The following is a 12,755-nucleotide window of genomic DNA, read 5'->3' as shown; positions in this document are numbered from 1 at the left end:
TCATTATTCCGCCCGTCCCATCAGCCCTGTAGGCCGGAATATCAGCATGACGATGACCAGGCCGAAGATCATCATGTCCGCCGTACTGCCGTCGAAAAACGTGCTGCCCAGGCTTTCGGCCACTCCCAGCAGCAGGCTGGCCAGCGCGGCGCCGGGAATACTGCCCAGCCCGCCCAGCACCACCACGATGAAGGCCTTGAACAGCGGCGCCGCGCCAATGAAGGGAGACACCGAGAAGACGGGCGCCATCAAGGCGCCGGCGATCGCAGCCAGCGCGACGCCGAGCGCGAAACCCAGCGGATAGACGATGTGGGAGCGTATGCCCTGCGCGGTGGCGATCTCCATGTCCTGAACCACCGCGCGCAAGGCCCGGCCGCTGCGCGTATGCATCAGGAACACGTACAGCCCCACCAGCACGGCCGCCGAGAAAACAACGACGTAGAGCCGCGACAAAGGCATGATGATGTCGCCCATGGCGAACACGCCTTCGACCGGTGCAGGCATCGACTGCGGATCGGGGCCGAACAGCATCAGCGCGCCGTTCTGCAGGATCATCGCCACGCCCAGCGTGGCGATCAGGCCATTGAGCTCATCGCCCCGGAACGACTTCAGGATCAATACCTCCACGACCCAGCCGAAGGCCAGCACCAGCGCGAAGGCCACGAACACGGCCACCAGGTAGGGCATGTCGTATTGCGTGACACACACCAGCGCGGCGAACGCGCCGAGCATGTAGAACTCCCCGTGCGCGAAGTTGGCGATCCGCATGACGCCGAACACCAGCGTGAAGCCGATGGCGATAAGCAGGTAGAGCAGGCCCACGATAATTCCGTTGGTCAGGGCCTGGCCGATCAGGAAGGTGAGGTTCACGGAAAGCTCCCCGCGGCCGCTATCGGCACGCCGCAAGCGTGCAGGTCGCCGCGATCACTTCCTTGCCGTCATGCACCTTCGACAGGAAGAACGGGGCATCGATCTGCTGGTTCGAGCCGTAGACGGCCTGCCCGGTCCAGTTGCTGTTGCCCAGGATGCCGGGGTAGTCCTTGATATCCCGCAGCGCGGCGCGCACCTTGTCGGTGTCCGATACCGTACCCGCCGCCGCGATCGCCTGGAACAGCATATGCGTGCCGTCGTAGAAGGACGGGCTGAAGCCGTTCATCGCCTTCTTGTACTTGGACTGATAGCGCTGCTGGTAGGCCTGCACGGCAGGATTGGCGGGGTCGAACTGGGTATAGACGACCATGCCTTCCACCGCCTTGGGACCCGCCACCGCGACGATCTCCGGCGTAGCCGGGCCGCCGCTGCGGATGAACATGCCCCTGAAGCCCAGCTCGCGCGCCTGCTTCGCGATCAAACCCGCGGTTGCCGGCGAGATGCCGTTCAGCTCGATGGCATCGACGCCCTTGGCCATCAGGCGCGTGATCAAAGGCATCATGTCGACACGGTCGCGGTCGAAATACTCGGCGGCGACGAACGGATACCCCGCTTTCGCGTAGGCCTTGGACAGGTACTCGTGCTGCTGCTGGCCCGACTCGTCGTTGACGAACAGGCCTCCCACCTTGTGCGCCCCCGCGACCTTGGTCACCCAGTCGATCTGCGGCTGCGCGGTCTCCACCGTCGTCAGTACGGGACGGAAGGAGAACGGCTTTTCGGGCGTCAGCGCCTTGGATGTAAACGCCAGCATCATCAATATGACCTTGTTCTTCTCGGTAATGGGAGCCAGCGCCAGTACCGGCGCGGACCCGGTCGGGCCGATGATGAATTTCACCTTGTCGTCGTATACGAGACGGTTGACCGCGGTGACGGCCTCGTTGGCCTGGTACTTGTCGTCATACGCCACCAGCTCGATGCGATACTTCTTGCCGCCCACATCCAGGCCGCCCTTGGCGTTGATGTCGTCGGCGGCCAGTTCGGCGCCGTACAGCATGCCCTGGCCCCAGGCCGCGCCGGGCCCGGAGAGCGTCACCACCGCGCCGATCCGCAGCGTGTCCTCGGCGTGCGCGGCACCCGCGGCGCACAGCAGCGCAGCCCCTAGATAGTGCTTCCACATGGCGTTCTCCTGGCTTACTCGCATGCCTGTACCGTGCAATGCGCGCGTATGATTTCCTTGCCGTCCTTCACTTCGGCCAGGTAGTACGGCACGTCGACCTGGTGGTCGATGCCATACGCCTGCTTGCCGGTCCAGTTGGTCGTGCCCATGATCCCCGGGTAGTTCTTGATGGCCGCCAGCGCCGCGCCCACCTTGTCCGTGTCCGTGACCGTGCCCGCCTGCGCCATGGCCTGGAACAGCATGTGGGTCGCGTCATAGAAGGACGGGCTAAAGCCGTTCATCGGCTTTTTGTATTGTTTCTGGTAGCGGTCGGCGTAGGCCTTGATGGCGGGATTGGCGAGGTCCAGCGGGGAGTACACGATCATGCCCTCGGTGGCGCGCTTGCCGGCCACGCTGACGATTTCCGGCGTCGCCGGCCCGCCGCTGCGCAGGATGAGGCCCTTGAAACCCAGTTCACGCGCCTGCTTGACGATCAGTCCCGATGTCGTCGGCGCATTGCCGTCCAGCTCGATCGCATCCACGCCCTGGGCCATCAGGCGGGTCAGCAGCGGCGCCATGTCCAGGCGGTCGCGTTCGAACAATTCCTTGGCGGCCAGCGGGGTGCCTGCCCTGGAATACGCCTTTTCCAGGTCGACGATGATCTTCTGCCCGGTCTCGTCGTTGGGGAACAGTGCCCCCACCTTCTTGATGCCCATGGTCTTGGCTACCCATGCGATCTGCGCGGGCGCGGTTTCGCTGGTCGTCAGGATGGGACGGAACGAATACGGCTTGTCGGGCCCCAAGGCCAGCGGCGTGAAGGCCATGGTCATGGTGATGACCTTGGCTTTCTCGGTGATGGGCGCGATGGCCAGCTGCGTCGCCCCGCCCATGGGGCCGATGATGAACTTGACCTTGTCTTCGAAGATGAGCCGGTTGACCGCCGTGACGGCTTCGTTGGCCTGGTACTTGTCATCGTAGGCAATGACCTGCACCCGGTACTTCTTGCCGGCGACCTCCAGGCCGCCCTTGGCGTTCACATCCTCCGCGGCCAGTTCGGCGCCATACTGAATCGCCTGGCCCCAGGCCGCGCCAGGTCCGGACAAGCTGCCCATCGCGCCGATCTTCAGCACTTCCTGCGCATGCGCGCCGCCGGTGGCCAGCAACAGCGCGCCGGCCATCACCCATGGGTTCTTCATCGCGTTCCCCTTTCAGTTCGGTTTGGGCTGGAAGGCGGCCGACGTGCCGCCATCGATAGGCAGCACGGCGCCCGTCATGTATCGGGAGTCGTCGCCGAGCAGGAAGCGGATGACCGGCGTGACGTCGGCCGGCAGCGCCACGCGCCCCAGCGGCGACAGGCCGGACACCGTATAGCCGTTGTGCGCGGCATCGGCGGCCAACTGGCGAGTCATGGCGGTATCGACGGTGGACGGCGCGATGGCGTTGACCAGTATGGACCTGGGCGCCAGCTCCACCGCCAGGACGCGCGCGATCTGCGTCAGCGCGACCTTCGACGCGCCATAGGCGCCGCCGCCGACCTTCGGCCGGATCGCCGCGATGGAGGCCACGAACACGATGCGCGCCGGCGCCTGCGTACTTGCCGCGTTCTCGAGCAAAGGGAGGGCCGCGCGCGCGCACAGCCATGCCCCTTTGGTGTTCACATCGAACAGGGCGGCGAAGTCTGCCTCCTGCATGGCCATCAGGGGGCCGGTACGGAATATGCCCGCCGAGCACACCAGCGCGTCCAGCGCCGGGCTGCGCTGCGCCACCCAGCCGAAGGCCGCCGCCACCGCGGCGGAGTCGGACACATCACACTCCTGCGGCGCGAAGCGCCCCCCCGTATCCCCGGCCTTGTCGGCGGTCTGCCGCAGGCTATCGCCAGACCGGTCCAGTCCATAGACGGTCCAGCCGCTGGCCAGCAGATCGAGGCAGCAGTCCTGCCCTATCCCGGACCCCGCGCCGGTCACGACGGCATGTTTCATTCGGCTATCCTCCGTATGCGTTCTGTGCGGCGGCCGGCGCGACCGCGTCGCGCCGCGCCTGGGCCTTCAGCGCCCAGTCCTGGTACATGGCCAGCAAGGCCACGACATCCCTGCCCGCATGCCCTTGCAGCAGCGCCAGCCCGAACATCTCCCGGACCAGGGAAGCCGCCGGCAGCGGCACCTGTTGCGCGCGGCCCAGCGCCACGCCGAGGGCCAGGTCTTTTTCGCCGAGCTCCATCTTGAAGCGCGGATCGAAATCGTTCTTCAGCGCATGCGGAAAGCGCTTGGTGAAGGTGCGCGACGTGCCGCCGCTTTCGGCCAGCACCGCGAACAGCGTGGCCGCATCGACGCCGGCGGTCACGCCCAGCGAGAAGGCTTCGCAGGCCACCAGCAGGTTGCCCATCGCCATCATGTTGTTGACGATCTTGACGACCTTCGCGGTACCGACGTCGCCGGTATGGCATAGCGTGCCGCCCAGGCGCTTGAGCACGGGCTCCATGCGGGCGACGGTGGCCGCGTGTCCGCCGACCATCATCACCAGGGTGCCGGCGCGCGCCTCCACGGGGCCGCCGCTGACGGGACAGTCCAGCACGGCCAGGCCGCGGGCCGCCGCGCCCTGGGCGACTTCCACCATGACGCCGGGTTCGATCGTGCTCAGATCGATGCAGACGCTGGAAGGCTCTGCCGATGCGACGATGCCGCCCTCTTCCAACCATGCGGCACGGACGGCGCGCGCGTCGGGCAGACTGGTCAGGACTGCGTCGCACTGCGCCAGCGCCTGGCGCAGCGTTTCGGCCACCTGCAGCCCCATGCCCGCCGCGCGGGTGCGCGCGGCGACATCCACATCCCATCCCCGGACGTGGCAGCCGGACTGCGCCAGCCGGGCCGCCATGGCGGATCCCATCTGGCCCAGGCCCACCATCGCCACGCGCTGCATCATGCGGCTCCGCGCGGGGCGGCGTCGCGGCCTTCACGCCACTGGACCAGCCGCCGTATCCCTTCCTCGAGGCTGACCTGCGGCTCCCAACCGAGCAGCCTGCCGATCTTTTCGCGGCTGAAGGCCAGATGCTTGCCCACGGATGCCCGCACATGGGAGGTCTCGGTGCTGTAGTCCGGACGCAGGTCCGATCCCATCACTTCGAGCAGCGTCGCGACCAGGTCGTTCAGCGTGGTGGCGGTACCCGTCGCCACGTTCATGCTCTCCCCCGACACCTCGCTTTCCATGGCCATGACGTTGGCGCGCGCGACGTCGGCGACATGGACGTAGTCGTGCACTTCCTGGCCATCGTCGGGAATGAGCGGGCGCTCGCCGCTCTTGATCCGGTCGTAGTTCTCCATGATGTACAGGGCGTTGACGCCGCGGTAGTGCTGCCGCTCGCCATAGACGGTGGCATAGCGCAGGGACAGCGACTGGATCCCGTGCTTCTGGTGATACAGCCTGCAGAGGTTTTCTCCAATGATCTTCGAGGCGGAATACAAGGCGGCTGCCGGCTGGAAAGGCGCGAAGTTGAAGGCGGTGCGTTCGTCCATCACGCCTGGCACAGGCTCGCCATAGACGGCGGTGGACGAGGAAAACACCACCCGCTTCACGCCCCGGTACCGGCACGCTTCCATCACGTTGGCCTGGCCCTGCACGTTCACCGACAGGCCCAGCCCGGGGTTCTGCGACAAGGGCAAGGTCAGGAACGCCGCCACGGAAAACAGGCCCGCGGCGCCTTCGCAAGCGTCATACAGCTCGTGCATGCGCAGTATGTCGCCGCGCACCAGCTTGATGCGGGAGTCCGCCTTCAGGTCGCTGATGGCATCCGGTGTGCTCAACGAATAGTTGTCGAACAGCACCACCTGCTCGGCGCCCGCGGCGAGCAGCATCTCGGTGATATGCGACCCGATCAGGCTGACACCGCCCGTGATGACGAATTTGTTGCCGGCAATCTTCATGTCTTCTTTCCTGGTTGACGATGGACGAGGCGCGCGCCTCCATGAGGAGGATTGCAATCGCACTTTCGGTAAAGCGCCCGGCGCGTGGCACGGACGGGCGCGGGACTATCCGTCAATCCTGCGGCGGAATGCCGGCGGCCCTGATCATGGCGCCCCAGTTATCGATCTCACTGGTCAGGAACGAAGCGAACTGGTCGGGCGTGGACGATTTCACCGCCAGCCCGAGGGCCGCATACTTGCGCTGCAGGTCCTTGCTTTGCAAGGCGACGTTCAAGGCCTTGGATATGCGGTCGGTCACGTCCTTCGGCATCTTCGCCGGTCCGCTCAACGCGAACCACACGACCAGTTCATAGCCAGGCGCACCGGATTCGTTGATGGACTTGATATCCGGCACCACCGGGAAGCGTCCGCGGGTGGTCACGCCCAGCGCCTTCAGCTTGCCGCCTTCGATCTGCGGAATGGCCAGCGACAGGTCGACGAACATGAAGTCCACGCGTCCGGACATGACGTCGGTCAATGCCTGCGGCGAGCCCTTGTACGGCACGGGCATGGCCTTGATATCGCCCATGCTGACAAGCTTGGCGGCCGCCACCTGCGCGCTGCCCGAGCCATAGCCATAAGTCAGCTTGCCCGGCTGCTTGCGTCCCAGTTCGAACAATTGCGCGGTGTCGTCGGGGCCGAAGCCGGGGGCCGCCACCAGGACGATGGGCGACTCCGCGATCATGCCGATCGGCGTCAGGTCCTTGATGGGGTCATAGGGCAGCTGCTTGAACAGCGAGACATTGCTGGCGCCCGTGGTCACGCCCAGTATCAGCAAGGTATAGCCGTCCGGCGCGGCGTTCACCGTGGCGTTGACGCCGATGATCCCTTGCGCGCCCGGCTTGTTGTCCACCACGATGGGTTGGCCGAGGTCCCTGGACATCTCCTCGCCGAGTTGGCGCGCCACGGTGTCGGTGGCGCTTCCGGCCGGGAACGGCACCACGAGCTTGATGGGATGGTCGGGATACTTCGCCAGCGCCTGTGCAGGCAGAAGCCCGCAACACAAGGCCAGCGCCAGGATGGCGCGCAGCGCGCCGGCGCGGCGGTTTCCTCCCAGGCGTGACTGGGCGTTCTTGTTATGCATGATGTCTCCTTGGGGATGGCAGCCGCGGTCGGCTACTTCGGATCGAGATCGAGCCGCGCGGCGATTCCTTCGAGTTCCGCAGACACGCTGGGATAGCGTTCAAGCACCAGCGGATCGTGCCCGGGCACCACATGGGCACGGGACCCGGCCAAGCCGATCAAGCGCCTGTACCCCTGCAACACGTCGCCTACGTTGAACACCAGCGGAAAGCAGCGGTCCTGCTCGAAGTGCTCGTAGTAGTGGCTGGCATCCGATGCCAGCACGACCCAGCCGCGCGCGGTATGGACCCGGACGGACTGCAGGCCATCGGTGTGCCCGCCGATACGATGCAGGCTGATGCCGGGCGCGAGTTCCGCATCGCCGTCGTGGAATACCACGCGGTCGCCATAGACCAGCCGCACCATCCTGATGACGTCATCGGGTTCGTAGGCGCGGTTCAGGATGCCGCAGCACATGTGGCGGCCCGTGGCGAACGCCATTTCGGCGTCCTGCAAATGGAAGCGCGCGTTCGGATAGTCCGGCAGCGTGCCGGCATGGTCGTTGTGCAGGTGCGTAATCACGATATCGGTGATCGCCGCCGCGTGGATCCCCAGCAGGCGCAGCGCATCCGCCGGCCGGCGCAACAGCGTGCGATGACGCTTGACGGCCATTTCCTCGTCGAACCCCGTATCGACCAGGACCAGCCGGTCTTCATTGCGTATTACCCACACGTAGTAGTCCATCGGCATGGGCGCGTCGTGCGGATCGCCGCCCAGGAAATTCGCGGGCCGCTGGGCGCCACGCGTGGCGTACTTCAGCGCGATGACTTCATAGCGGGGCAAAACGCCGGGACGAACGGACCCGGTCGCGCCGGCTGGACCGGGCGGCTGCGCGTGCGACATCAGCTTGTCTCCTGGTTGTCCGGTATCGCCCGCCAAGACCGCATCGGCCATTGCCAGATGCGTTGGGGTGTCCGGATCTCGAGTGGTACGGCGCAGTCTAATTGCGGGCCGTATGCTGATCAATCCGCTGGAATTAAAAACACTGCTGAATCCAAATCAGCAATACGCGCAGCGATCGGCGTGGCTCCTTCGGCGGCGGCCGCGCCGGAATCTATTCCGCCGCGCGCGGGGCCCCGAACCGCTCCGCATAGATCGATCGCGCCCAGTCGATGAACACGCGCACGCGGGGCGAAAGCTGCCGATGAAAGGGATAAAGCGCGGTCACGGGCAGGTCCGGACAACGCCATTCGGGCAGGACCTGCACCAGCCGGCCCGCCTGCAGGTGCGGCTCCAGGCGGAAGCGCGGCACCTGGATCAAACCGCAGCCGGCCAGCGCCGCACTCGTATAGCACTCGGCATCGCTGACCGACATCCAGCCGCTGGCCTCGAATTCGGTCACCTGCCCCTCCACCATCACGGTGAAGGGATAGCGGTGATCGCTGCCGCGCGCGAAAAAGCCTATCCCCTGGTGTTGCTCCAGTTCACTCGGATGCGTCGGGGTACCGTACTTCGCAAGGTATTCAGGGCTGGCGCAGATAATCTCGGGCAGGCTGGCCAGCGGCCGCGCCACCAGCGAGGAGTCGCGCGGCTGTCCCGCGCGCACGACGCAGTCGATGCCTTCCTTGATCAGGTCGACCAGGCGGTCGCCGCTGCTGATCATCACATCTATTTCGGGATAGCGTTCCCGAAACTCCATGATGCGCGGCAGAATGATCAAGGTCGCGTGCGCCCCATGCAGATCCAGCCGCAGCATTCCGCGCGGGTTGGCCACCTGCGTGCTAAGGGAGGTTTCAGCATCTTCGAGCTCCGCCAGCACGCGTTTGCTGCGCTCGTAGAACGCCTGGCCATCCAGCGTGGGCTTGACCTGGCGCGTCGTGCGTTCCAGCAGCCGCGCGTTCAGGCGCCGTTCCAGCTGCTTGATCGCATGCGTTGCCGTGGCGCGCGGCACGTCGAGCGCGGCCGCCGCTTCCGTGAAGCTGCCTAGCTCCACGATACGGATGAACAGCTGTAAGGCGTCGAAGCGGTCCATGGCGGCCCCATTGTTGATTCAAACTGAATGAATATGGCAATTTAGCCCTATTTATTCCACAACAGTCAACTGGCATCATGCTTTCCATGTTGTAGCGCGAGCGGCCGGATTCCGACCCGAGCGCCCCGCACGGCCAGTCCGCTTCGTCGGACCCGCCGCCTCCCCAACCGTTTCGAGGAACCGATCATGAACACGAACGCATCATCTTCACCCGCCGCCACCGCCCAGGCCGCCATCGTCACCGGCGCGTCGCGCGGCATCGGCCGCGCCATCGCCGAGCGCCTCGCGGCGGACGGCTTCAAGGTAGTGATCAATTACGCGGGCAACGCCGCGCGCGCCGACGAAACCGTCGCCGCCATCCAGACAGCCGGAGGCCAGGCCATTGCGGTCCAGGGCGACGTGGCGCAGCCCGGGGACGTGCAGCGGCTGTTCGCCACGGCCCAGGAAGCCTTTGGCGAAATCGGGGCCGTGGTGCACAGCGCCGGCATCATGCCCATGGCGCCCATCGCGCCCGACAGCCTGGACGCCTTCGACCAGGTCATCCACACCAATCTGCGCGGGGCTTTCCTGGTGCTGGGGCACGCCGGACAGCATCTGCGCGCCGGCGGTCGCATCGTCGCCTTGTCCAGCAGCGTGATCGCCAAGTCTTTCCCGCAATACGGTCCGTACATCGCATCCAAGGCGGGCGTCGAGGGCCTGGTCCATGTGCTGGCCAACGAACTGCGCGGCCGCGACATCACGGTCAACGCGGTCGCGCCCGGGCCCGTCGGTACCGACCTGTTCCTGGATGGCAAGACGGAGGAACAGATCGCGCAGTTGCGCAAGCTGTCGCCCCTGGAGCGTCTGGCGCAGCCGCAGGATATCGCCCGGGTGGTCGCGTTCCTGGTGGGCCCCGACGGCGGCTGGGTGCACGGCCAGGTGGTGCGCGCGAATGGCGGCTTTGCCTGAAGACCGGGATGCGCTTCGCGCCGCCCCTACTCCGGTGCGACGACGCACAGGAAAGGCCAGCGTTCCAACCATCGCTTCTCGCGCCAGCGCGCCTCGAACACCGCCCGCTTGCCAGGGGCCGGGAAAGCGGCCACTCCGGCTCGGGGCGTCCCGCCGTCGAAGGCGAAGGCCGGCGTGGGCCTGACGATGCCGGCGAACAGATCGTGCAGCCCGAACGGCGCCAGCATCTCGATACGGCCGGAGTCGGCAAGCCGCACCGCCACCGCGGTGGCGGTTTCGGGCCAATGGCGCAAGGCGTCCTCGCAGCAGCGGTATGGGGCGTCCGCGTTGCGGACATGCATGCGGTGCTGGTTCTTGACCGACCAGCGCAACGAAGGATCCACCGCGGCAAGATCCGCCTGGATGCGCCGATCCGACTCCGCATCGCCGCGCGCGGGGTCGAACCATACGACATCGATGTCTTCGGCCAATGAACCCGCGGGCCGCCCCGCCAATGCATCCCATACCGCATTGCGGACAAAGCCCGCGCCGATCCAGCAGTCGGGCAGATTGCGCGCTTTCACGATGGACAGGATGCGCATCCGGTTGCCGTCCCGCCGCAGGATGGACGCCAGGACGCTTGCGCGGCTTGCATCCGGGTCGGCGCACGGAACGTTGTGAGATTGCTTCATGGGCACATTTTAAGGACCGTCCCGGCGGAACCCTGACACGGGCCTATCGCCGTGTGCCCGCAGCGTCAGCGCGAGGGCGGGGATGCGCTCTGCAGGCCCAGCCGATACTCCGGCGTCGGTACGCCGCCCACGCCCCAGTTTTCGAGCTCGACTTCCTCGATGACCACGAACGTGGATTGCGGCGGCTTGCCCATGACCTGCCATAGCAGGTCGCTCACCCCTTTGATAAGCGCCCGCTTTTGTTCCGCTGTCGTTGCCGTGGCGCCCGGCGCGGTCCCTTCCCGTGTCACTTTGATATTGACGTATGGCATGGTTCTCTCCTTGGTGGATTACCAGCGGCCGGCATGCTGGCCGCCGTCGACGTTGAGGGTCTCGCCGGTCACGAAACTGGCGCGCTCCAGGTAAAGCACCGCATCGACGATATCGGCGATTTCCCCCATCCGGCCCATGGGGTGCAGCGTGTCCAGGACGGCATGCGTTTCCTCCTTGTGCATGGGTGTCTTGATAATGCCGGGCGCGACCGCGTTCACGCGGATACCGCTCTGGGCGTACTCGATCGCCAACCCGCGCGTGACCGAATCCAGCCCTCCCTTGGTCAGCGTGGCCAGGCCCGACGGCATGCCCGCGATGGCCTGGTTTACCAAGGCGGTCGTGATCTGCACGATATGGCCATGGTTTTGCTTGAGCATCTGCGCCAGGGCGAACTGCGTGATGTGGAAAAACCCCGCGACATTCACGTGCATCACCTGTTCGAAGTCCTCGGCCGTGTAGTCGGGGAACGGCTTGCCGATGTAGACGCCGGCGTTGTTGATGAGCGTGTCGATCCGGCCGTAGCGTTCGATGGCCGCGGCCACCACCTGGCGTGCGACGTCGCGGTCGCCGATGTCACCCGGGACCGCCACGATACCGGCGTCCGCACCCGGTGCGATATTGCGCGAATTGGCGACGACCACGTAGCCGTTATCGCGGAAGCCCTGCACGATACCGGCGCCCAGACCCTGCGAGGCACCGGTGACGATGGCGACTTTTGGTTGATTGCGCATGATGTGTTTCCTTTCGATCGAGATGTGTGAGAGAAGTGGCGTTGGCCTGCGACGTAAGGTATGCCGGTGACGGGCTGTGCGAAAGTCGCTATCCTTTCTCAATGACTGAGAAAAAACGCACAGAACCGGACTGGCAGGACATCCGCGTCTTCCTGGCGCTGGGCCGTTACGGCAGCCTGTCTGCGGCGGCCCGGGCCCTTTCGGTGAACCATGCGACGATCGCGCGGCGCATTGCCTCGCTGGAGGCGACGCTGGGGGAAAAGCTGGTCGAGCGGCGGCCGGAAGGCTACGTATTGACGCCGGCGGGCACCCGCACGCTGGGCGCGGCCAGCGAAATGGAAACGGCCGTCCAGGCGCTGCGCCGGGGCGGGTCCGACGGTTCACCCAGGGGGCTGGTTCGCGTCAATGCCCCGCCCGCCCTGACGCAGGGCTTCATCATCGACAAACTGGCGGAATTGCCCCGTCAGCATCCGGGGCTGGACATCGACCTGGCATCGGACGTGCGCGCGGTCAGCCTCGAACGGCACGTGACCGACATCGCCATCCGCCTCGGACGCCCGGCCGATGGAGACGTGATCGCCAAACCGCTGGGCCTGATGGCCTACGGCTTCTACGGAACGCCCGAGGTCTGCCAGCCCATCGAAGACGGCGCGCCGCCGGTCCTCATTGCGTTCGATGAGATGAATGCCTATGTACCCGAAGCGGTATGGCTGGCGCGGCAGTATCCGCAGGCCCGTGTCGCGTTCCGGGCCAATAACCAGGTCGCACAGGCGACGGCGGCGCGGTCGGGGGTCGGACTGGCGCTTTTGCCGCACTACATCGGCCGCAGGGAAGCGGCCCTGCGGCCTTGCCGACTGGACGCGGCGCCGCCGGCCCGCGAGATGTGGCTGCTGACCCGGCCGCAGGACCGGAAGAACTTGCCCGTCAGGACCGTCGTCGACTACCTGGTCCAGGTTTTCAGCGGCGAGCACGCGCTGTTCGCGGCCTGAGGGCGCGTCGGCACGCCGCTACCCCGCC

General features: G+C 66.1%; 14 protein-coding genes. 2 read left to right on the top strand and 12 right to left on the bottom strand.

The genetic code is table 11. The features are described from left to right. Positions 1-3: 3 nt before the first annotated feature. The 9 genes from BAU07_RS11250 to BAU07_RS11210 all read right to left on the bottom strand — a co-directional run bounded on the left by BAU07_RS11250 (position 4) and on the right by BAU07_RS11210 (position 9,076). Positions 4-870, bottom strand: a complete 867-nt coding sequence (locus BAU07_RS11250) for a branched-chain amino acid ABC transporter permease (protein ID WP_066665321.1) — start codon at positions 868-870, stop codon at positions 4-6. Positions 871-889: 19 nt separating this feature from the next. Then, positions 890-2,047 carry an ABC transporter substrate-binding protein gene (locus BAU07_RS11245; RefSeq protein WP_066657419.1) on the bottom strand — a complete coding sequence of 386 codons (1,158 nt, stop codon included), beginning with the start codon at positions 2,045-2,047 and terminating at the stop codon, positions 890-892. Between the two features lie 14 nt (positions 2,048-2,061). Next, entirely contained in the window at positions 2,062-3,222 is a 1,161-nt protein-coding gene (locus BAU07_RS11240; protein ID WP_066657418.1) for an ABC transporter substrate-binding protein, read from the bottom strand. A 12-nt stretch (positions 3,223-3,234) separates the two neighbouring features. After that, positions 3,235-4,005: an SDR family NAD(P)-dependent oxidoreductase gene (locus BAU07_RS11235; RefSeq protein WP_066657417.1), complete on the bottom strand. Its 771-nt coding sequence runs from the start codon at positions 4,003-4,005 to the stop codon at positions 3,235-3,237. A 4-nt stretch (positions 4,006-4,009) separates the two neighbouring features. Then, the gene (locus BAU07_RS11230; protein WP_084025609.1) at positions 4,010-4,945 is read right to left on the bottom strand and encodes an NAD(P)-dependent oxidoreductase; all 936 of its coding nucleotides are present in this window, start codon (positions 4,943-4,945) and stop codon (positions 4,010-4,012) included. After that, positions 4,942-5,943, bottom strand: a complete 1,002-nt coding sequence (locus BAU07_RS11225; protein WP_066657412.1) for an NAD-dependent epimerase/dehydratase family protein — start codon at positions 5,941-5,943, stop codon at positions 4,942-4,944. Before BAU07_RS11225 ends, BAU07_RS11230 begins: the two co-directional genes overlap by 4 nt. Before the next feature lie 112 nt (positions 5,944-6,055). After that, on the bottom strand, positions 6,056-7,066 hold the full coding sequence (locus tag BAU07_RS11220) for a Bug family tripartite tricarboxylate transporter substrate binding protein (protein ID WP_066657410.1): 1,011 nt from the start codon (positions 7,064-7,066) through the stop codon (positions 6,056-6,058). A 32-nt stretch (positions 7,067-7,098) separates the two neighbouring features. Further along, on the bottom strand, positions 7,099-7,947 hold the full coding sequence (locus BAU07_RS11215; protein ID WP_084025608.1) for an N-acyl homoserine lactonase family protein: 849 nt from the start codon (positions 7,945-7,947) through the stop codon (positions 7,099-7,101). Positions 7,948-8,158: 211 nt separating this feature from the next. Continuing rightward, positions 8,159-9,076 carry a LysR family transcriptional regulator gene (locus BAU07_RS11210; protein ID WP_066657408.1) on the bottom strand — a complete coding sequence of 306 codons (918 nt, stop codon included), beginning with the start codon at positions 9,074-9,076 and terminating at the stop codon, positions 8,159-8,161. A gap of 186 nt (positions 9,077-9,262) precedes the next feature. Between BAU07_RS11210 and BAU07_RS11205 the strand changes: the two genes are divergently transcribed. Further along, a complete protein-coding gene (locus BAU07_RS11205) occupies positions 9,263-10,024 on the top strand; it encodes an SDR family oxidoreductase (RefSeq protein ID WP_066657405.1) in 762 nt (253 codons plus the stop codon). Between the two features lie 26 nt (positions 10,025-10,050). On the opposite strand, the gene BAU07_RS11200 is transcribed toward BAU07_RS11205, so the two are convergent. The 3 genes from BAU07_RS11200 to BAU07_RS11190 form a co-directional block, all read right to left on the bottom strand. Continuing rightward, positions 10,051-10,695, bottom strand: coding sequence for a nucleotidyltransferase family protein (locus BAU07_RS11200; protein WP_066657402.1), 645 nt, complete (start codon positions 10,693-10,695; stop codon positions 10,051-10,053). Between the two features lie 65 nt (positions 10,696-10,760). Beyond that, positions 10,761-11,006 carry a tautomerase family protein gene (locus BAU07_RS11195; protein WP_066657400.1) on the bottom strand — a complete coding sequence of 82 codons (246 nt, stop codon included), beginning with the start codon at positions 11,004-11,006 and terminating at the stop codon, positions 10,761-10,763. Between the two features lie 18 nt (positions 11,007-11,024). Beyond that, a complete protein-coding gene (locus tag BAU07_RS11190; RefSeq protein ID WP_066657397.1) occupies positions 11,025-11,738 on the bottom strand; it encodes an SDR family NAD(P)-dependent oxidoreductase in 714 nt (237 codons plus the stop codon). Positions 11,739-11,839: 101 nt separating this feature from the next. On the opposite strand from BAU07_RS11190, the gene BAU07_RS11185 reads away from it, so the two are divergent. Then, positions 11,840-12,727, top strand: coding sequence for a LysR family transcriptional regulator (locus tag BAU07_RS11185; protein ID WP_066657393.1), 888 nt, complete (start codon positions 11,840-11,842; stop codon positions 12,725-12,727). Positions 12,728-12,755: the final 28 nt, after the last annotated feature.

Origin of the sequence: Bordetella flabilis (assembly GCF_001676725.1) — a bacterium.
Lineage (GTDB): Bacteria > Pseudomonadota > Gammaproteobacteria > Burkholderiales > Burkholderiaceae_B > Bordetella_C > Bordetella_C flabilis.
This window is presented reverse-complemented; position numbering and strand designations above follow the sequence as displayed.

Bases quoted from the DNA above. Each gene is read 5' to 3' on its own strand.
- BAU07_RS11235 (WP_066657417.1), bottom strand. From the start codon at position 4,005: ATGAAACATGCCGTCGTGACCGGCGCGGGGTCCGGGATAGGGCAGGAC.
- BAU07_RS11230 (WP_084025609.1), bottom strand. From the start codon at position 4,945: ATGATGCAGCGCGTGGCGATGGTGGGCCTGGGCCAGATGGGATCCGCC.
- BAU07_RS11205 (WP_066657405.1), top strand. From the start codon at position 9,263: ATGAACACGAACGCATCATCTTCACCCGCCGCCACCGCCCAGGCCGCC.
- BAU07_RS11185 (WP_066657393.1), top strand. From the start codon at position 11,840: ATGACTGAGAAAAAACGCACAGAACCGGACTGGCAGGACATCCGCGTC.
- BAU07_RS11215 (WP_084025608.1), bottom strand. From the start codon at position 7,947: ATGTCGCACGCGCAGCCGCCCGGTCCAGCCGGCGCGACCGGGTCCGTT.
- BAU07_RS11220 (WP_066657410.1), bottom strand. From the start codon at position 7,066: ATGCATAACAAGAACGCCCAGTCACGCCTGGGAGGAAACCGCCGCGCC.
- BAU07_RS11225 (WP_066657412.1), bottom strand. From the start codon at position 5,943: ATGAAGATTGCCGGCAACAAATTCGTCATCACGGGCGGTGTCAGCCTG.
- BAU07_RS11210 (WP_066657408.1), bottom strand. From the start codon at position 9,076: ATGGACCGCTTCGACGCCTTACAGCTGTTCATCCGTATCGTGGAGCTA.
- BAU07_RS11245 (WP_066657419.1), bottom strand. From the start codon at position 2,047: ATGTGGAAGCACTATCTAGGGGCTGCGCTGCTGTGCGCCGCGGGTGCC.
- BAU07_RS11200 (WP_066657402.1), bottom strand. From the start codon at position 10,695: ATGAAGCAATCTCACAACGTTCCGTGCGCCGACCCGGATGCAAGCCGC.
- BAU07_RS11190 (WP_066657397.1), bottom strand. From the start codon at position 11,738: ATGCGCAATCAACCAAAAGTCGCCATCGTCACCGGTGCCTCGCAGGGT.
- BAU07_RS11240 (WP_066657418.1), bottom strand. From the start codon at position 3,222: ATGAAGAACCCATGGGTGATGGCCGGCGCGCTGTTGCTGGCCACCGGC.
- BAU07_RS11195 (WP_066657400.1), bottom strand. From the start codon at position 11,006: ATGCCATACGTCAATATCAAAGTGACACGGGAAGGGACCGCGCCGGGC.